Genomic DNA, 17,321 nt, shown 5'->3' with positions numbered 1-17,321 from the left:
ATCCAACAAAAAGTACGATGGCAAAGCCAAAGTGGAGAGTGAGGCGCGTGACTTCACTCGGTTTCCAGCATGGTCTTGAGCAGCGGGATCGTGATGGCACGCTTGTTGCGCAGCGCAAAGCCGTCCAGCATGTCCAGCAGTTGCATCAGGCTGCCCAGATCGCGCGAGAAGCGCCTGAGCATGTAATCCATCACGTCATCACTCAAGAACACGCCACGGGCATCAGCCTCCTGGCGCAGCACGGCACGACGTGCTGTCTCGTCGAGCAAATGCAATTGATAGACATGACCCCAGCCCAGACGGGTTCTCAGGTCTTCGCGCATCTTGAGGTCTGCCACTGGCAACTGACCCGCAGCCAGTACCCAGCGTGGCAAGCCTGTTGCAGGACTGGTGGCGTTCACAAACCAGTTGAACGCGCGCGCCTGCTGAAATGGAGTGTAGATGTCCACGTCATCCATCAGCACTGCCGCCCAGCGCTCATCGAATTCCGGAGGGAAAGGCGTGGATGCATCCATCCAGCCCACCATGGCACCTTGCTCACGCAGCGCCTCACGCACCGCCTTGAGCAAATGGCTTTTTCCAGATCCTGCCTCACCCCAGAGATAAGTGGGCACAGGCGTTCTGGATTTTTGCAACTGGCCGTCGCCCACCCAATGGCGCAGGTGGTCAATCACTGCCGCATTGGGACCCACAAAAAAACGCGCCAGCGTGGGGCCGGGCGCCATGCTGATATCCAAAGCCAGCTGTTTCATCTGCGGCATACGCGCAGCGCCCCCTTCCCTGGGCATTCGACAGCCCATGCGGCGAAATCTGGCAGGAGATTCATCAGCATCAATGGTGAGAGAGACAATGGCCCGGACGTGCTTTCAGATCAGGCCTTGCAAATATGCTCCAGCATGACCACTCGGTAACAAAGGCTCCAATTTTAGTCTGCACTCGCAGCCCCCGAGCGGCTTCGGGCTGATTTTGCCTACTGCCGTTGTTGCACAGAGGCCATGAATGCTCCAGCAAAACCCTTTGGCGCATGCCCAGCCGCCCCCGTGGCCCAGGCAAGAGCCGTAGAATCCCGAGGTTTCCGCCCAGCAGGGCGCCCCCGCACCGGATCCATCGATGAGCTCTTCCGCATCCTCCTCTACCCCCATTTCCTACAAAGACGCAGGCGTTGACATCGACGCAGGCGACGCTCTGGTCGAACGCATCAAGCCTCTTGCCAAGAAAACCATGCGCGAAGGCGTGATGGCCAGCATCGGTGGCTTTGGTGCCCTGTTCGAAGTGCCCAAGCGCTACAAAGAGCCCGTGCTGGTTTCCGGCACTGACGGCGTGGGCACCAAGCTCAAGCTGGCCTTCGAGTGGGGTATGCACGACACCGTGGGCATCGACTTGGTGGCCATGAGTGTGAATGACGTGCTGGTGCAAGGCGCCGAGCCCCTGTTCTTTCTGGATTACTTCGCCTGCGGCAAGCTGCACGTGGACACGGCTGCTGCCGTGGTGGGCGGCATTGCCAAAGGCTGCGAGCTGTCGGGCTGTGCGCTGATCGGTGGCGAAACCGCCGAAATGCCCGGCATGTACCCCGATGGCGAGTACGACCTGGCTGGCTTTGCCGTGGGTGCAGTAGAGAAGTCCAAGATTTTGACCGGCCAGAACGTCCAACCTGGCGATGTGGTGCTGGGCCTGGCCTCGCACGGCGTGCACTCCAACGGCTTCTCGCTCGTGCGCAAGTGCATCGAACGCGCCGAAAGCCAGGGCACCGTGCCTGAAACGCTGGATGGCAAGCCTTTCAAGGCCGCCATCATGGAACCCACCCGCCTGTACGTGAAGAACGTGCTGACCGCTCTGGAAAAGCACCCCATCAAGGCCCTGGCCCATATCACTGGCGGCGGTCTGCTGGAAAACATTCCTCGCGTGCTGCCCGAGGGCACTGCAGCCCACCTGAAAGCCGGCAGCTGGCCGCAGACCGAGCTGTTCGCCTGGCTACAAAAGACAGCGGGCATTGACGATATCGAGATGAACCGCACGTTCAATAACGGTATCGGCATGGTCGTGGTGGTCTCCGCAGAAGATGCTGAAGCCACTGCAGCCACACTGATTGAACTCGGCGAGAAGGTCTATACCATAGGCTCCATCACCGAAATCGGCTCCGGCAAGCCTGTTGAAGTGCGCTAAACCCCACTTCATCACAGCACCTCTTTCCATGAGAGCTTGAATGACGCAGCACTTGCCCGCCCCCATCACAACGCAAGAGGCTCCTTCGCCCAAGGTCCTATTGGCCAGCTACTTGTTGATGGGAGCAGCACTGCTGCTCGTCATGCACCAGGGGATACTGCCAGGCTTGTTGTGCGTGTGTGTGGGTTTCATGCTCACCCGCGCACTGTCTCGCCTGCTGTTACGCACCAACCCCGCCGCTTTTGCCAACGGGCAACTGCCGCGCTGGACTCAGGTGGTCGCAACCACCATCATCATTTTGGCTCCACTGGCTTTGCTCAGCGGCGCCCTCTCTCAGACCCGCACTTACATCACCGAAGCCCCTGCCCAGTACAAGGAGCTGCTGGACTATTTGGCCGCAACCGTACTGGAATTGCGCGAAAAACTGCCCGCAGACATCGCTGACCAGCTGCCTGACGGTGCCCAGGAAATACAGCACAAGCTGGCCAGCTACCTCGCCGCCAAGGCCGGTGTTCTAGCCAACGCAGGCCGCGCTTGGCTTACCGGTCTGCTCTATGCCTATGTCGGCCTGATCATTGGTGCCCTGGCGGCTGTACGCCCCATTGCCACACGTCACCCTCCTCTGGTCATGGCTTTGCAGCAGCGCATCAGCTACTTTGCACAGGCCTTTAAACAAATCGTGGCCGCACAGTTCTGGATCGCCGCCTTCAACACGCTGCTGACAGCCATATTTTTGCTGGGCATCTTGCCCATCTGGAAGCTTCAGCTTCCCTATACGCCAGCCCTGATCACCCTGACTTTCATCGCCGGGCTGATTCCCATCGTCGGCAATTTGTTGTGCAATGCAGTGCTGACGCTGGTCGGCCTGTCGGTCTCGCCTGTGGCCGCCGCTGCCTGCCTGGGCTTTCTGATCTTGATCCACAAGGCCGAATATGTGATCAACGCCAAGGTGGTCGGCACCCGCACACATATGGGAGTGTGGGAGTTGCTGGCGGTGATGTTTGTGGCCGAGTCCGTCTTTGGCCCCGCAGGCTTGGTGGCTGCGCCACTTTTCTACGCTTATCTCAAAAAAGAGCTGGAAGCAGCCCAACTGGTTTAACCCAGCCATCTATCTGCCGTTACGCACTTGGGCACTTCAACTCGCTTCTCGCAGGCCGGCAATAGTTTTTTGAATAAAAACAGCCTCAACCCCTTGCGCAGCCTGCGCATAGCGCTCCAAATCCAATAGCGCCTTATCCTTGACGCCCCATTGGGCGTAAGCCATGCCCCGATCCCGGTACAGCTCTTCACTGCCCGGCTGCAGCAGGATCAGGCGATTGAACACCGCCACCAGCATGGGCCAGTCCTGCTGCACCTGGTGAATCTCCTGCAGATTACGCAGCATGCGCGTCATCACATCTCTTGGCTGGGCAGTCTGCAAATACAAGCCAAGGGGCGGTGCTTCGTCGGGTGCAGCCCCCATCTGCTCCAGAAATGGCTGCAGGCGCTCTGCCAGCGCATTGGCCGAGTAGGAGTCTCCCGTCAGCGGGTCCTGCACCACCTGCCCTTGCGGCAGGATCGCCTTGACCAGAAAGTGCCCAGGAAAGCCTATCCCTTCCACATTCAATCCAATGCTGGCGGCCAGCTCCAGCCAGATCAGCGCCACACTAATGGGAATGCCACGGCGCGTCTGCAGTACATGGTGGATATAGCTGTTGGCCGGGTCGTAGTAGTTATTCAGGTTGCCGGCAAAGCCCAGCTCTCCATAGAAAAACTTGTTGAGCTCGCTGAGCTTGCGAAGAGCATCTTGCTCTCCAGCCAGCCTCTGTGCCAGGCGCACCTGCAGCCTGTCCAGCTCGGCCTGCACGGTTTGCAGATCAAGATCAGGCTCCGCATCCTGAGCGATGCTGATGGCGGCCTCCATCAGGGCAAAGTCATCATCGCTCTGCACCAGAGATGCAAAATACTTCAGGGCCGTGGGGTGCTCATCAATCGTCCAGCTCATAGCCGGTTTGTAAGCCGCCTTGGCGACTCATGCAAGCGCAATAGCCCTGAGGCGCTTGAGCCGCTTGCGCGGCCCGCTCACTTTTTCGCCAGCAGCCTGCATCAGCGTCGCAACAACTGACGCAGATTCAGACCGGACAGCGCCAATACACCAAAATACAGCACGGCAGCAGCCAGCATCATGATGGCCAGCAAACCCGCACGCAGCAGACCATTGCTGCGCATCCCCACCCAGTCAAAGGACTGACTGCCCCAAAGCAGCAGTACAGACAGCAAAGCACTGGCTGCAATCACTTGCAAGATGAACTTGAGCCATCCCGGATTGGGCTTGTATGTGCCACGACGCAGCAAACCTGTGAACAACCAACCTGCATTAATCAAAGCGGCCAGTCCAATCGACAACGCCAGACCCGTGTGCTTGAGCGAAGGCACGAGCACCAGATTCAGCAACTGCGTGATGACCAGCACCACGATGGCGATCTTGACCGGGGTGCGAATATCCTGGCTGGCGTAATAACCGGGGGCCAAGACCTTGATGGCCACCAGACCCAGCAAGCCTGCGCCATAACCCATCAAAGCCAAGGAAATTTGTCCTACATCGCTGTCCTGCAACGCGCCGCGGTGGAACAGCGTGGCCACCAGCGGCGTGGCAAAGGTCAGCAGGCCCACGGCACAAGGCACGGCCAGCAGCACGACCAGACGCAAACCCCAGTCCAGCATGTTCGAGTAACGCTGCGCATCGCCCGCTGCCTTGGCCGAAGCCAGTTGCGGCGTCAGCACCACACCCAAAGCCACACCCAGCAAGGCCGTAGGAAACTCCATCAGCCGATCGGCGTAGAACAGCCAGGTCACGCTGCCCGGAGCCATATAAGAGGCGATCTGGGTGTTGATCATCAAGGAAACCTGGGCCACACCCACCCCCAGCAGAGCCGGCCCCATCAACGAGAGAATGCGGCGCACACCCGCCTCATTCCAGGCCTCACGAATGGCCGCTGGCGAAAAGCCGATACGCGGCATCAGCGACATGGAGCGCAGCGCAGGAATCTGCACCGCCAGCTGCAGCACGCCGCCCAGCATCACCCCGCCCGCCATGGCATAGATGGGTTCAATGCCATGCTTTTGCAGCCAGGGGGCGCCCAACACAGCCGCCACAATCATGCTCAGGTTCAGCAGCACCGGCGTGGCCGCTGGCACGGCAAACTTCTTCCAGGTATTGAGAATGCCCGCCGAAAGCGCCACCAGCGACATAAAGCCGATGTAGGGAAACATCCAGCGCGTCATCATCACGGCGGCCTGATAGCCATCAGGAGACTGGCGCATGCCGCTGGCCAGCAGCCAGACCAGTAAAGGCGCGCCAATCACCCCCAGCACACAGACAACGACCAGCGCCCAAAACAGCATGGTCGCTACATGACCAATCAGGCGGCGCGTGGCCTCCTCCCCATCCCGGGTCTTGCTAGCCGCCAGCACCGGCACAAAGGCCTGACTGAATGCCCCTTCGGCAAACAGGCGCCGGAACAGGTTGGGAATTCTGAAAGCGACATTGAAGGCATCGGTCAGGGCATTGGCCCCGAACATGGAGGCCATGAGCAGATCGCGCACCAGCCCCGAAATGCGGGAGGCCAGCGTCAGAAGAGATACGGTGGAGGCGGCTTTGAACAGTGACACGCAGCGAAGTGTATGCGTTCACGCCAGCGCTCGCTTGCGAAGATCGCACGCTTTGCACTCTGTAGCACTCCGGAAAAGCTAGGCGCCCAAACCACGAAACCAAACGGGTGCCATTGCACTACGCCACAGCAAACGCTTCTGAAAAAGGCACGCGCAAATCAGGACAGCAAGCAAGGGCCGCCCCGCAGCGAAGCTGTCGTCCCCCCCTCCCGCGAAGCGAGAGAGGGGGGAAGCCGCGCAGCGGAACAGGGGGTGTGCTAGAATCTCATGTTTTGCTGACATCATCCTCAGACACAAGGAAATAAATCATGGCAACTAAAGCCAAAAAGAACCCCCGCCTGGCTTCCGGCCGCAAGCGCGCTCGCCAGAACGTCAAGTTGAACGCTGCGAACACTTCGCTGCGTTCCAAGTACCGTACCGCTGTTAAGAATGTCGAAAAGGCTATCGTGGCCGGCGACAAGACCAAGGCAGCTGAACTGTTTGCCAAGGCTCAGTCCGTGATCGACACGATCGCTGACAAGGGCATCTTCCACAAGAACAAGGCTGCTCGCGATAAGAGCCGCCTGTCCGCCAAGGTCAAGACCCTGGCTCTGGCTGCTTAATACCAGCCTCCCTCAAGCACGGATGACTTCGGTCATCTGCCGTTTGTAACGGGTGCGCTGTCAGCAAAAACATCAAAACCGCCTTTGGGCGGTTTTTTTGTGTGCCCGCGTAGCGGGCTGGGTTGAACAAGCACAGTTCAAATCAGTGACAGAGAGCAAGGGCCACCCTGCAGCGAGGCTGTAGTCCCCTTGGGGGGGGGAAGGCACGCAGCGCCTCAGGGGGATGCAGATACAAAAAAACGCACCTTTGTGCGTTCGTTCATTTTGTTTGCAGAGAAAGCCGCCTCAAGCTTTCTTGTTGGGCTCATCGGGAATCAGGCAGGCTTCGGCCACTTGCAGATCGTTGTCTTTGGCGAAGTTCAGGCAGAAGTCCCAAGCCATGGGCTCATAGTCACGCAGATCCCGGTTGATGACCACACACTTGGTGCCATTCATCACGGTGGGGACACACCAGGGGGAGTAGCTCAGATGACTTCCCGCACAAGCACCACCAGGTCGGAACTGACTCATGACCCCGGCCAGTCGCTCGGCCCAGTCGCTGGGGCGGAACGTTTTGCCGGCATGGGTCATGCCCATGATGAACAATTCTTTGCTGGAAGGGGTAACCATCAAATATTCACTATATAAAAACCGGGCAACCGGGCGGGATCTCCGCCAACATGCCTAAGGGTTCATTCTAACTCTTATATAAGAGCCATGCTGTCAACCCCACAATGGCGTAGGCTCATTGCATGGCAGCGATGCGCAAAGCGCAACGTTGGGGTTATCTGAGCACTCTAAAATCAGGCCTCGCATTTTCGAGGTGCACTGTGCACCGTTGACCATCCTTTTCAGGAGATTCTTGCAATGACCGCTTTCATCGAGGCAGCTTCGCCCCACGTTATGCCCACTTACGGCCGCGTTCCCATCGCGCTGGAGCGAGGCCAGGGCTGCCGCGTTTGGGACGTGAACGGCAAGGAATATCTCGATGCGCTGGGCGGCATTGCCGTCAACACGCTGGGCCACAACCACCCCAAGCTGGTGCCCGCCTTGCAAGAGCAGCTCTCCAAGCTGATCCACTGCTCCAACTACTACCATGTGCCCGGCCAGGAACAGCTGGCCAAGCTGCTGGTCGAGCGCTCAGCCATGACCAATGTGTTCTTCTGCAACACAGGTCTGGAAGCCAACGAAGCCGCCATCAAGATCGCCCGCAAGTACGGCGTGGACAAGGGCATTGAAAAGCCCGAAATCGTGGTCTATGACCATGCTTTCCACGGCCGCTCCATGGCCACCATGAGCGCAACGGCCAACCCCAAGGTCCGCAACGGCTTTGGCGCATTGCTCGACGGCTTCACCCGCGTTGCCCCCAACGACTTTGATGCTCTGATCAAGGCGACCGAAGGCAATTCCAATATCGTCGCCATCATGATGGAGCCCATTCAGGGCGAAGGCGGCCTGCACCCCATGCGCGCCGACTACCTGAAGCAGGTGCGCGAGCTGTGCGATGCCAAGGGCTGGCTGCTGATGATGGACGAAGTGCAGGCTGGCATGGGCCGCACCGGCAAGTGGTTTGCCCACCAGTGGGCAGGCATCACGCCTGACGTCATGACCCTGGCCAAGGGTCTGGGCTCTGGCGTGCCCGTGGGCGCCGTGGTGGCACACAATGCCGCCGCCAAGGTGCTGACTGCTGGCAACCATGGCTCCACTTTTGGTGGCAACCCCCTGTCCATGCGCGCCGGTGTCGAGACCATCCGCATCATGGAAGAAGATGGCCTGCTGGCTCACACCACGGAAGTGGGCGAGTACCTGAAGGCCCAGCTGCAAGCCGCTCTGAGCGATCTGGAAGGCTTTGTTGAAGTGCGCGGCCAGGGCCTGATGATTGGCGTGGAGCTGAGCAAGCCCTGCGGCCAGCTGATTGCACAGGCAGCCGAAGCCGGCCTGCTGCTGAGCGTGACCGCCGACACCGTCATCCGCCTGGTGCCCCCACTGATCCTGAGCAAGACGGAAGCCGACGAAATCGTCGCCAAGCTCAAGCCCCTGGTGCAAGCCGTTCTGGCAGCCTGATCTCACAAGGAATACCGCATGAAGCATTACCTGCAATTTAGCGACTTCACCGCTGACGAGTACGACTATCTACTGGAGCGTGCTGCCCTGATCAAGAAAAAGTTCAAGGGCTACGAAAAGCACCATACGCTGACCGACCGCACCATGGCCATGATCTTCGAGAAGGCCAGCACCCGTACCCGTGTGAGCTTTGAGGCCGGCATGTACCAGCTGGGCGGCTCCGTGGTCCATCTGACCACGGGCGACAGCCAGCTGGGCCGCTCCGAGCCCATCGAGGACAGCGCACGCGTCATCAGCCGTATGACGGACCTGGTGATGATTCGCACCTTCGGCCAGGAAAAGATCGAGCGCTTTGCCAAGTACTCGCGCGTGCCCGTCATCAACGGCCTGACCAACGAGTTTCACCCCTGCCAGATCCTGGCCGACATCTTCACCTTCATCGAGCATCGCGGCTCCATCAAGGGCAAGGTCGTCGCCTGGGTGGGTGACGGCAACAACATGGCCAACACCTGGCTGCAGGCCGCTGACCTGCTGGGCTTTACCGTCCACGTCAGCACCCCCAGCGGCTACGAAGTGGACGAGCAGCTAGCCTTCAACGGCAAGCCCGTCAATCCCGACTGCTACAAGGTCTTCAAAGACCCGCTGGAAGCCTGCAAGGGCGCCGATCTGGTCACCACCGACGTGTGGACCAGCATGGGCTACGAAGCCGAGAACGCCGTGCGCATGAAGGCCTTTGCCGACTGGTGTGTGGATTCTGAAATGATGGCTGCCGCTCAGCCCAATGCCTTGTTCATGCACTGTCTGCCCGCCCACCGAGGCGAGGAAGTGGAAGCCGAAGTCATCGACGGCCCCCAATCCGTCGTCTGGGACGAGGCAGAAAACCGCATGCACGTGCAAAAGGCACTCATGGAGTACCTTTTGCTCGGCCGGGTGAACTGATGGCGCAGACATCAGTGCGCACGGCGGCTCGTCAGAGCCAGCATGCGATTTCGGCGCAGGCTCATACCCGCATCGCGGGTGTGAAGCGGCAGCATGCTGCGTGCCGCAACCACAACCGCATGCTTGTGCAAAAGGCACTGATGGAATACCTGCTGCTGGGCCACCAGCCAGCCTGATTCAGCACGACCGGGCTCATCTGCATTCATCCATTCCATGCACCTGAGCCTCATCACATCTCCACACCGCCAGCGGGCTCTGCGCCAGCTGGCGGTGTTCTTGTTTCCGCTGCGCCCCGCTCTGGGGGATGCACGCTACGGCCAGTGCGGCGGCCTGCTCGCCCTGCGCCAGCCCCATATCGCACGCCATACGCGCGTGCCCTCTTTTTTCGGCCCGCGCAAATGCTTTGCTGCGCGTGTGCGTGCGCTGTATGTGCGCATCCACCACTTCTATCTGAAGTTTCTTCAAGGCCACACCTAGTGGCCCAGGCTTAGAGAGCCAGCGTTTCACCGCTCGGCCTTCCCCCTACTCCAGCACAGCTGTCCTTCGAGAGAGGAGGACAGCTTGTTCCCTGTGCCTCAATCCTTGAAGAACAACCATGTCCGAATCCGTCCACCCCTGCCTGACCTGCGGCGTCTGCTGCCAGAACTATCGCGTGGAATTTTCCATTTACGAGCTGCAGTCTATGGGCGGCACCGTGCCCGATGAACTAACCCACGATGTGCCCGGCAAAGGCAACCGCGTGCGCATGAATGGCACAGCCACCAAGCCCGTGCGCTGTGTGGCTCTGCGCGAGCTGCCCGAGGTGGGCGAAGGCTGTGTGGGTTGTGGCATTTACGAGCAGCGCTCGCGCCCCTGCCGCGAATTTCCGTTTGCCTCTTATGGCTGCCACGACACCCGCGAAAAGTTTGGCCTGCCAGCGCTCAGCGAAGCGGAGATCGAGCCTTGGCTGGAAGCGGCGTGAGTTGCCGCCAACGCCGACACCCTTTCTTGCGCTATCAAATAAAAAGCTGCCTGCGCTTTCTACTCATTGATTTCAAAGCAAAAAGCATCTGAAATCATTGAATAAACAGCGCAGGCAGCTATGTTTTTTACAAGGCTTTGGAGCCTGCAGATGCAAAACAAAGGCCTGTCAGCTCTTTCTCGTATCCGAACAGCTGTCGCCACCGCAGGCACTGCAGCCACCGCAGCTGCCGCTTTGAGCCGCGGGCGCCAGCGCCGGGTGCACGCGCGCCAGCTTTTGGCGCAAGCTGGCCGGCACATAACGCCAGGTCAGCGAGATGGCAGCCACCACCACAATGGCGCCCACGATCAACTCCTGCCACATAGTCCGTCCTTTCCTAGCCCCAGCCCAGCGCCAGAGCAATGCGATAGGTCACAAAGCTGGCCAGATAGGCCAGTGCGAACAGATAGCCCGCCATCAGCAGCGGGTAGCGCCAGCCATTGGTCTCGCGCTTGACCATGGCCAAGGTAGAGATGCATTGGGGCGCAAACACAAACCAGACCAGCAGGGACAGCGCCGTCGCCAGCGACCAGGTGCTGGCAATCAGCGGGCTGAGCTGCTGGGCCATGGCGTCATCGCCCACGGCCGACAAGGCATAGACCGTGCCCAACGCACCCACCGCCACCTCGCGTGCAGCCATCCCCGGCACCAGCGCAATGGCAATTTGCCAGTTGAAGCCGATGGGCGCCAGCACCACTTCCAGTGCGCGGCCGATCTGGCCGGCAAAGCTGTAGCGAATCGCGCCTTCGGTCACGCCTTCGGGCGCGCCGGGGTAGCTGGAGAGGAACCAAAGCACAATGCTGACGGCCAAAATAATGCCGCCCACACGGCGCAGGAAGATCATGGCGCGCTCATACAGGCCCAGCACCAGGCTGCGCAGGCTGGGAATGCGGTAAGAAGGCAGCTCCATCAGCAGCGGTGTACGGGTCTTGACCTCGCTGAACAGCTTGGCCACCCAGGCCACAGCCATGGCGCTCAGAATGCCGCCGATGTACAGCGCAAACAGCACCAGGCCTTGCAGGTTGAACAGGCCCGCCACGGCCTGCTCGGGGATAAAGGCCCCGATCAGCAGCGTGTACACGGGCAGGCGTGCCGAGCAGGTCATCAGCGGCGCAATCATTATGGTCAGCAGACGGTCGCGCCAGCTGCTGATGGAGCGCGTGGCCATGATGCCGGGAACGGCGCAGGCAAAGCTGGACAGCAGCGGAATGAAGGAGCGCCCCGACAGCCCGACGCTGCCCATGATGCGGTCCAGCAAAAAGGCGGCGCGCGGCAGATAGCCCGAGTCTTCCAGCACCAGAATGAAGAAGAACAGGATCAGGATCTGCGGCAAGAAGACCACGACCGAGCCGGTACCGGCGATCACGCCATCGACCAGCAGGCTGCGCAGCACGCCATCGGGCATCACGCCTTGCACCCACTGACCGAAGTCACCGACCAGGCCCTCAATGCCATCCATCAGCGGCTCAGCCCAGCTGAAGACAGCCTGGAACATCAGGAACAGCGTCGCCACCAGCAGCAGCGTGCCCCAAACGGGGTGCAGCACTACCGAGTCGATGCGGTCGTCGCGCTGGGTGGGCGCAGCAGGCTCCTGCACGGCCTGACGCACAATCTCGGCCACCTGCTGGTGCAGTGCCATGAGCTGGGCACGCGAGTTGCTGCCGGTGACGGGCTTGAACTGCCCATCCAGCAACGGAGCCTTGAGCTGCTTGGCTTCATCACTGTCCAGCCAGTTCAGCAAATCCTTGGCGCCGGACAGATGCACGCCCACGCTCTCCACCACGGGCACGCCCAGCAACTCGCTGAGCTTGGCCTTGTCGATGATCAGCCCTTGGCGGCGTGCCATGTCGCTCATATTGAGCACCACCACCATGGGCAGGCCCAGAGCGCGCGCCTCCAGCACCAGACGCAGATTCAGTCGCAGGTGGGTGGCATCGGTTACGCACAGCAGCAACTCGGGCGGCGCTTCACGGGGGTGATCGCCTTTGACGATGTCGCGGGTAATGCGCTCGTCTTCGCTGTGGGCGTCCAGACTGTAGGTGCCGGGCAAGTCCAGCACGCGCACGCGGCGCTTGGCTGGCGTGGTCAGCCAGCCCTCCTTGCGCTCTACTGTCACGCCGGCGTAGTTGGCCACCTTCTGACGGGCTCCGGTCAGCAGATTGAAGAGCGCGGTCTTGCCGCAGTTCGGGTTACCCAGCAGCGCGGCACGCAGCGGTTGCTGCTCTGCCGCTGAAGAGCTCACCATGGTGACGGGAGATTCATGCACGCTCATGCCGCCTCCTCCAGTTGCACCAGCACCAGAGCAGCTTCATGGCTGCGCAAGGCGAACGTCGCCTGACCAATGCGCACAGCCAGCGGATCTGGGCCGGGAAAGCCGGTGGCGACAATGCGCACAGACTCTCCTGGCAGAAAGCCGATCTCCATCAGTCTGAGCAGCAGGCTGTCATCCCCATCAGGGCCCGCAATCAAGTCCACCACACGGGCGGGCTGATTCGGGGTCAGAGCATTCAAGCCCATCACAGGCATGCCGGACTCGGTGTGACCCGAACCGGTTGAGGTATTGGAAGATTGCACGCCGGATTCAGACGCTTGAACAGAAGAAGCATTCATGGATGAAGTAACTGACGCGGCCTCAGACATGGCTGGGGTGGACTGCATAAAGCTCATACCGCATTATTAATTGATTTTGATTCTCATTTTCTATCAACTGTAGGTGATTGACAGTCTGCGGTCCCGCCACGGCATCAGCAGCAGGGATTTTTGGGCGGGTATTGAGCAACCCGATTGACAAGCTCCAGACCCAATGTTTTTGCCAACGCTGAAAAAATGGCTTCCAGCAGTCAAAGTGACGTGCAGAAAGCGCTGATTTTTTCAGCCAAGGCCTTGATCAGCTGCGAGAATTTCCGCCCCACCGGAAAAATTCCGCCACCACTATGTCCCACCCCTGCCTCAGTTGCGGCGCCTGCTGCGCGTCATTTCGTGTCGACTTTTCCGTACACGAGTCCCAGGAACATGGAGGCCGCGTCCCATCTGGGCTGATTGAAGAAGTTACGGACTACACCTGCCGCATGCGCGGCACCGACTGGGCCAGACCGCGCTGCGCCGCCCTGGTCGGTAAGGTGGGAGAGAAAGCCAGTTGCGGGATTTATGAATGGCGCCCCTCCCCTTGCCGGGAGTTTGCCGCGGGCTCAGATGCTTGCAACCGCGCGCGCCTGCGCAACAACCTGCCGGCACTGGAAAGTGGTCTGCTCTGAATACAGAAGCGCCATCCGCTTTACTGGAAAGGGCTCAGCCCTGTTTTTCCATCAAAACCACGCCAATATTGTCTTTGCCACCTGCCGCATTTGCGGCCTCAATCAGCGCATCCAGCAGCTGGGGTAACGCCAGGTCCTCTTCAAACAGGCTCTGCAAGCAGGTGTCGGCCAGCATATCAGTGAGGCCATCAGAGCACAGCAAGATACGGTCCTGATCCTGCAACGGCCAGTGGGTCAGCTCCGGCTCTACCTGAGACACCACCCCCAGCGCCCGCGTCACCAGATGACCGTAACGCGAGGCCTTGGCCTCTTCTTCAGTCATCAGTCCGGCGTCAATATTTTGCTGCACCAGAGAGTGGTCATGGGTCAGCCGCATGAGCTGCCCCTCGCGCCATACATAGGCACGTGAATCCCCAAGATGGGCAATCAGCAACTCATCACCCAACACCATGGCCACCACCACCGTGGTGCCCATGCCTCTGCAGCCCGGTGTGGACTGGGCCGCCGAATAAATGGCGCTATTGGCCATCTGAAGTGCATCCATCAGTTCGCACTGCGCCGTCTTCAATGTGTCATCGGCTGCTGGGCCGCTTTGCACAGCGGCTGTGACCAGCTCCACGGCCATGACGCTGGCCACCTCACCGGCGTTATAGCCCCCCATGCCATCGGCCAGGACGGCCACAGGCCAAGGCGTCGCCTGAGGAGCCACGCCCACACAGTCCTCGTTATTGCTGCGCTGGCGCCCCATGTCTACGCGCCCGACCATGTTCACGGCTGGCCAGATGCGGGAATGGCTGGAAGTGGCAACAGGCGGCATGGGTTGAGGTGCGGTGAATCGGTGCGCGAGAAGAGCGTCCAAGCGTAACGCAAGTTACAACATCTATTGACCCCACGAAACACTGTTTTGCACTGTGAACACCAAAGAAGGGGGCAATTTTGTTCAATACCCATGTGACATGAGGCAGCAGACTGCACCATCTGTTCTTTCTGGCCTGTCTGGCTCTTGCGGAAGCTCTCCATGAATTCAACACTTGGGGGCATGGCCGGATTTGCATTGACCGGGGCCATCACTCCCGGCCCTGTTAACGTTTTGGCCTTGCGCCACGGTCACCAGAGCGCATGCGCGGCTTTCTTTGATGTCATGGGACCAGTCTCAGCAACGCGCTGACCGTCTGGTTGATGGGATCAAGGGAGGCACTGGCTGCTTGAAAAGCCACAGCTGCAGCTCTGGGCTCCCTATACAAGGCATCACCATTCAAAGCCTCAACCCCCAAGCGTGGCTGATGGCGCTTTCAGGCGTAGGCATGTTTGTAGTGCCGCTATCCAGTCAGCAACTGCCTCTCTCAAGCGCCTTGCTGGTGTTCTGCGGCATTTCCTTGCTGACATGCCTGATTGGCGTTGGCTGCTAGGCTGCCATTGGTCATCTACTGCTGGGCTGGCTGAATACGCCTTTGTGCCAGCGGCGACTGACCCAAGCTCTGGCCATCATCTTGCTCGCCTGCGTCATCAATACTGCACAGCTAACACTTTCGCGCCCATACGCAATATTCCATAGGCTTGGTGGATGAGGGTGAGACGCTGTTTTTACATAACGACAGTCCCGAAGCTTTGACGGCAAGCAGCTTGTTACTGATCGAGCCCGACCACTGGCATGCCTGTAAACCCGAGACCTTGCAGCCCTGGTCTTACCGCATGTGATTTGTGCAGGTGGACGGTGTTCACGCCCGGCGCGGCGTCAACGCGCTGCGCTTTGCCAAGCGAGTTCTGCATGCGCCGCAAATTTCGCGCTGGGTGCCAACCTCTGCCAGCCGCTGAGCCGCAACTGCACGGACACACAGTTGCAGCAGCACAGCCGAAGCCTGCGATGAATCAAAGCTGCCGTCCACTCCCATCCAGCCAGCCCTGCAGCATCTGCATAACAGCCCGGAAGATGAAACCTCGGTACAGACACTGGCGCTACGCTGTGGCATGAGCCCCAGCCACTTCATCCGCCACGTTCGAACCGTTCACGGCGTCACACCCGGTGCCTACCGGCTCAACCTGCGCCTCAATGGCGTGCGCCATCTACTGGCACAAGGTCTACCACTGGCATCAGCGGCCCATCAGATGGGCTCTGCCGACCAGGCCCATATGCAGCGGGCCTTCAAGGCCCACCACGCACTAACGCCCGGCAATTACGCTCAAACACAGCGCTGAGCCTGCATCAGCGCCTCAGGAAAGCATGGCCCGCCCCGCCTCTGGCCTACATTCGCGGGATACTTGCCGCTTCGATTTTTCGCACGCGCAAGTGAGCAATGGCCAACTTTGACAGTATTCAACAACGCGAAACCGGGCTGCAGCAGCACCTGAATTCCGCCCAGATGACCATGATCGCCATTGGCGGCGCCATCGGTACCGGCCTCTTCATGGGCAGCGCCTTTGCCATCGGCTTTGCCGGCCCCAGTGTGCTCATCAGCTATGGCATCGGCGCCTTCATCGGCCTGCTGCTCATGGGCTGCCTGGCCGAAATGACGGTGGCCCACCCCACTTCAGGCTCTTTCGGCGCCTATGCCGAGCACTACATCAGTCCTCTGGCCGGCTTTTTGGTGCGTTACGCCTACTGGGGCGCCGTGGTGCTGGCCGTGGGCATGGAAGTCACCGCCGTGGGCAAGTACATGGCTTACTGGTTTCCGGATGTGGAGCAGTGGGTCTGGGTCGCCCTGTTCTCAGCCCTGCTGGCCGCCGTCAACGCCACCAGCGTCAAGGCTTTTGGCCAGGTGGAGTACTGGTTCTCCATGGTCAAGGTGATTGCCATCGTGGCCTTTATCCTCATCGGCGCCTATGTGGTCTTTGGCACGCGCCCCAAGGGCGTGGGCTTTGACAACTACTTTGTCGATGGCGGCTTCTTCCCCAACGGCTGGTGGGGCACTTGGGTGGGCGTGATCGTGGCCATCTTCAGCTACCTGAGTCTGGAGTCCATCGCCATTGCTGCCGGCGAAGCTCAGAACCCCAAACAGGCCGTGACCCGCGCCTTTCGCACCACGGTGCTGCGTCTGGTGCTGTTTTATCTGCTGTCGCTGGCCTTGATGCTGGCCATCGTGCCCTGGAGTCACGCCAGCACCGACAAAAGCCCCTTTGTGAAGGTGATGGAAATTCTGCAGATCCCCGGCGCGGCTGCGGCGCTGAACTTTGTAGTGCTGCTGGCCTCGCTGTCGGCCATGAACAGCCAGCTCTATGTGACCTCGCGCATGATGTTCAGTCTCTCTCGCGGCGGCTATGCCCCCAAGGGCCTGAGCAAGCTCAGCAAGAGCGGCGTGCCGCTGGGCGCGATTGCCGTGTCCTGCATGGGCATGTGTGTGGCCATGGTGCTCAATGTCTGGAAGCCCGAGCAATCGCTGGAGCTGATGATGTCGATTGCCATGTTCGGCGCCATGTTCGCCTGGTTTATGGTTTTTGTGACGCACCTGTTCTTTCGACCCCGCTGGCAGCGCGAGCATCCGGGACAGAAGCTGGAGTTCCGCATGTGGGGCTTTCCGGTGCTGACGCTGATCGGTGCCTTGCTCATGCTGGGCGTCATCGTCACCACACTGTTTACCAAGGAGTTCCACACCACCACCCTGGTGGGCGTGCCCTTTCTGATCGTGCTCATACTTGCCTATACGCTTTGGTACCGCAAAAAATGACTGCCAC

General features: G+C 60.0%; 19 protein-coding genes and 1 pseudogene. 11 read left to right on the top strand and 9 right to left on the bottom strand.

What is annotated here, in order from left to right; translation table 11 throughout:
• Positions 1–53: 53 nt before the first annotated feature.
• On the bottom strand, positions 54–752 hold the full coding sequence (gene hda / locus AC2I9W_RS10525) for a DnaA regulatory inactivator Hda (RefSeq protein ID WP_486410116.1): 699 nt from the start codon (positions 750–752) through the stop codon (positions 54–56).
• Between the two features lie 358 nt (positions 753–1,110).
• Here hda and purM point away from each other — a divergent pair, with 358 nt between their 5' ends.
• On the top strand, positions 1,111–2,163 hold the full coding sequence (gene purM / locus AC2I9W_RS10520; RefSeq protein ID WP_486409917.1) for a phosphoribosylformylglycinamidine cyclo-ligase: 1,053 nt from the start codon (positions 1,111–1,113) through the stop codon (positions 2,161–2,163).
• Positions 2,164–2,203: 40 nt separating this feature from the next.
• A complete protein-coding gene (locus AC2I9W_RS10515) occupies positions 2,204–3,262 on the top strand; it encodes an AI-2E family transporter (protein WP_486409916.1) in 1,059 nt (352 codons plus the stop codon).
• Positions 3,263–3,298: 36 nt separating this feature from the next.
• Here AC2I9W_RS10515 and AC2I9W_RS10510 read toward each other — a convergent pair whose 3' ends face one another.
• Complete coding sequence (locus AC2I9W_RS10510; protein WP_486409915.1) at positions 3,299–4,147, bottom strand: SirB1 family protein; 849 nt, start codon at positions 4,145–4,147, stop codon at positions 3,299–3,301.
• A gap of 101 nt (positions 4,148–4,248) precedes the next feature.
• Entirely contained in the window at positions 4,249–5,814 is a 1,566-nt protein-coding gene (gene murJ, locus AC2I9W_RS10505) for a murein biosynthesis integral membrane protein MurJ (RefSeq protein WP_486409914.1), read from the bottom strand.
• A 308-nt stretch (positions 5,815–6,122) separates the two neighbouring features.
• Between murJ and rpsT the strand changes: the two genes are divergently transcribed.
• Positions 6,123–6,416 carry a 30S ribosomal protein S20 gene (gene rpsT / locus AC2I9W_RS10500; protein ID WP_486409913.1) on the top strand — a complete coding sequence of 98 codons (294 nt, stop codon included), beginning with the start codon at positions 6,123–6,125 and terminating at the stop codon, positions 6,414–6,416.
• Positions 6,417–6,701: 285 nt separating this feature from the next.
• Here the strand turns inward: rpsT and AC2I9W_RS10495 are convergent, their stop codons facing one another.
• Positions 6,702–7,025 (bottom strand): DUF3579 domain-containing protein, encoded by a 324-nt coding sequence (locus tag AC2I9W_RS10495; protein WP_158392821.1) that lies wholly within the window; start codon positions 7,023–7,025, stop codon positions 6,702–6,704.
• 237 nt (positions 7,026–7,262) lie between these two features.
• Here AC2I9W_RS10495 and AC2I9W_RS10490 point away from each other — a divergent pair, with 237 nt between their 5' ends.
• Entirely contained in the window at positions 7,263–8,459 is a 1,197-nt protein-coding gene (locus AC2I9W_RS10490) for an acetylornithine/succinylornithine family transaminase (RefSeq protein ID WP_486409912.1), read from the top strand.
• A gap of 18 nt (positions 8,460–8,477) precedes the next feature.
• Positions 8,478–9,398: an ornithine carbamoyltransferase gene (gene argF / locus AC2I9W_RS10485; RefSeq protein ID WP_486409911.1), complete on the top strand. Its 921-nt coding sequence runs from the start codon at positions 8,478–8,480 to the stop codon at positions 9,396–9,398.
• A gap of 11 nt (positions 9,399–9,409) precedes the next feature.
• Here argF and AC2I9W_RS10480 read toward each other — a convergent pair whose 3' ends face one another.
• Positions 9,410–9,613, bottom strand: coding sequence for a hypothetical protein (locus AC2I9W_RS10480; protein WP_486409910.1), 204 nt, complete (start codon positions 9,611–9,613; stop codon positions 9,410–9,412).
• Here AC2I9W_RS10480 and AC2I9W_RS10475 point away from each other — a divergent pair.
• Positions 9,612–9,875 (top strand): hypothetical protein, encoded by a 264-nt coding sequence (locus tag AC2I9W_RS10475; RefSeq protein ID WP_486409909.1) that lies wholly within the window; start codon positions 9,612–9,614, stop codon positions 9,873–9,875. The two genes, AC2I9W_RS10480 and AC2I9W_RS10475, sit on opposite strands and share 2 nt — an antisense overlap.
• 118 nt (positions 9,876–9,993) lie before the next feature.
• A complete protein-coding gene (locus AC2I9W_RS10470) occupies positions 9,994–10,359 on the top strand; it encodes a YkgJ family cysteine cluster protein (RefSeq protein ID WP_486409908.1) in 366 nt (121 codons plus the stop codon).
• 168 nt (positions 10,360–10,527) lie between these two features.
• Here AC2I9W_RS10470 and AC2I9W_RS10465 read toward each other — a convergent pair whose 3' ends face one another.
• From AC2I9W_RS10465 to AC2I9W_RS10455, 3 genes are read right to left on the bottom strand one after another with little or no spacing between them, the layout of a single operon-like run.
• Positions 10,528–10,722: a hypothetical protein gene (locus AC2I9W_RS10465; RefSeq protein WP_486409907.1), complete on the bottom strand. Its 195-nt coding sequence runs from the start codon at positions 10,720–10,722 to the stop codon at positions 10,528–10,530.
• A gap of 13 nt (positions 10,723–10,735) precedes the next feature.
• Entirely contained in the window at positions 10,736–12,670 is a 1,935-nt protein-coding gene (gene feoB, locus AC2I9W_RS10460) for a ferrous iron transporter B (protein WP_486409906.1), read from the bottom strand.
• Positions 12,667–13,008 carry a FeoA family protein gene (locus AC2I9W_RS10455; RefSeq protein ID WP_486409905.1) on the bottom strand — a complete coding sequence of 114 codons (342 nt, stop codon included), beginning with the start codon at positions 13,006–13,008 and terminating at the stop codon, positions 12,667–12,669. Before AC2I9W_RS10455 ends, feoB begins: the two co-directional genes overlap by 4 nt.
• 323 nt (positions 13,009–13,331) lie before the next feature.
• Between AC2I9W_RS10455 and AC2I9W_RS10450 the strand changes: the two genes are divergently transcribed.
• Positions 13,332–13,652, top strand: a complete 321-nt coding sequence (locus AC2I9W_RS10450) for a YkgJ family cysteine cluster protein (RefSeq protein ID WP_486409904.1) — start codon at positions 13,332–13,334, stop codon at positions 13,650–13,652.
• 34 nt (positions 13,653–13,686) lie between these two features.
• Here AC2I9W_RS10450 and AC2I9W_RS10445 read toward each other — a convergent pair whose 3' ends face one another.
• Positions 13,687–14,418, bottom strand: coding sequence for a Stp1/IreP family PP2C-type Ser/Thr phosphatase (locus tag AC2I9W_RS10445; RefSeq protein ID WP_486410115.1), 732 nt, complete (start codon positions 14,416–14,418; stop codon positions 13,687–13,689).
• 779 nt (positions 14,419–15,197) lie between these two features.
• Here AC2I9W_RS10445 and AC2I9W_RS10440 point away from each other — a divergent pair.
• The 3 genes and pseudogenes from AC2I9W_RS10440 to AC2I9W_RS10430 all read left to right on the top strand — a co-directional run.
• A pseudogene (locus tag AC2I9W_RS10440) lies at positions 15,198–15,350 on the top strand (AraC family ligand binding domain-containing protein); the annotation flags it as partial.
• Between the two features lie 177 nt (positions 15,351–15,527).
• On the top strand, positions 15,528–15,848 hold the full coding sequence (locus AC2I9W_RS10435) for a helix-turn-helix domain-containing protein (RefSeq protein ID WP_486410114.1): 321 nt from the start codon (positions 15,528–15,530) through the stop codon (positions 15,846–15,848).
• Between the two features lie 98 nt (positions 15,849–15,946).
• Complete coding sequence (locus tag AC2I9W_RS10430) at positions 15,947–17,314, top strand: amino acid permease (RefSeq protein ID WP_486409903.1); 1,368 nt, start codon at positions 15,947–15,949, stop codon at positions 17,312–17,314.
• Positions 17,315–17,321: the final 7 nt, after the last annotated feature.

It is taken from the genome of Comamonas sp. FUJ_7, assembly GCF_057369555.1.
The sequence above is the reverse complement of the archived record's forward strand: the minus strand, read 5'-3'. Positions and strand labels throughout refer to the sequence as shown.

Excerpts from the sequence above, each read along its gene's own strand:
- hda (WP_486410116.1), bottom strand. The coding sequence starts at position 752 with ATGAAACAGCTGGCTTTGGATATCAGCATGGCGCCCGGCCCCACGCTG.
- purM (WP_486409917.1), top strand. The coding sequence starts at position 1,111 with ATGAGCTCTTCCGCATCCTCCTCTACCCCCATTTCCTACAAAGACGCA.
- AC2I9W_RS10515 (WP_486409916.1), top strand. The coding sequence starts at position 2,204 with ATGACGCAGCACTTGCCCGCCCCCATCACAACGCAAGAGGCTCCTTCG.
- AC2I9W_RS10510 (WP_486409915.1), bottom strand. The coding sequence starts at position 4,147 with ATGAGCTGGACGATTGATGAGCACCCCACGGCCCTGAAGTATTTTGCA.
- rpsT (WP_486409913.1), top strand. The coding sequence starts at position 6,123 with ATGGCAACTAAAGCCAAAAAGAACCCCCGCCTGGCTTCCGGCCGCAAG.
- AC2I9W_RS10495 (WP_158392821.1), bottom strand. The coding sequence starts at position 7,025 with ATGGTTACCCCTTCCAGCAAAGAATTGTTCATCATGGGCATGACCCAT.
- AC2I9W_RS10490 (WP_486409912.1), top strand. The coding sequence starts at position 7,263 with ATGACCGCTTTCATCGAGGCAGCTTCGCCCCACGTTATGCCCACTTAC.
- argF (WP_486409911.1), top strand. The coding sequence starts at position 8,478 with ATGAAGCATTACCTGCAATTTAGCGACTTCACCGCTGACGAGTACGAC.
- AC2I9W_RS10475 (WP_486409909.1), top strand. The coding sequence starts at position 9,612 with ATGCACCTGAGCCTCATCACATCTCCACACCGCCAGCGGGCTCTGCGC.
- AC2I9W_RS10480 (WP_486409910.1), bottom strand. The coding sequence starts at position 9,613 with ATGGAATGGATGAATGCAGATGAGCCCGGTCGTGCTGAATCAGGCTGG.
- AC2I9W_RS10470 (WP_486409908.1), top strand. The coding sequence starts at position 9,994 with ATGTCCGAATCCGTCCACCCCTGCCTGACCTGCGGCGTCTGCTGCCAG.
- AC2I9W_RS10465 (WP_486409907.1), bottom strand. The coding sequence starts at position 10,722 with ATGTGGCAGGAGTTGATCGTGGGCGCCATTGTGGTGGTGGCTGCCATC.
- feoB (WP_486409906.1), bottom strand. The coding sequence starts at position 12,670 with ATGAGCGTGCATGAATCTCCCGTCACCATGGTGAGCTCTTCAGCGGCA.
- AC2I9W_RS10455 (WP_486409905.1), bottom strand. The coding sequence starts at position 13,008 with ATGAATGCTTCTTCTGTTCAAGCGTCTGAATCCGGCGTGCAATCTTCC.
- AC2I9W_RS10450 (WP_486409904.1), top strand. The coding sequence starts at position 13,332 with ATGTCCCACCCCTGCCTCAGTTGCGGCGCCTGCTGCGCGTCATTTCGT.
- AC2I9W_RS10445 (WP_486410115.1), bottom strand. The coding sequence starts at position 14,418 with ATGGTCGGGCGCGTAGACATGGGGCGCCAGCGCAGCAATAACGAGGAC.
- AC2I9W_RS10430 (WP_486409903.1), top strand. The coding sequence starts at position 15,947 with ATGGCCAACTTTGACAGTATTCAACAACGCGAAACCGGGCTGCAGCAG.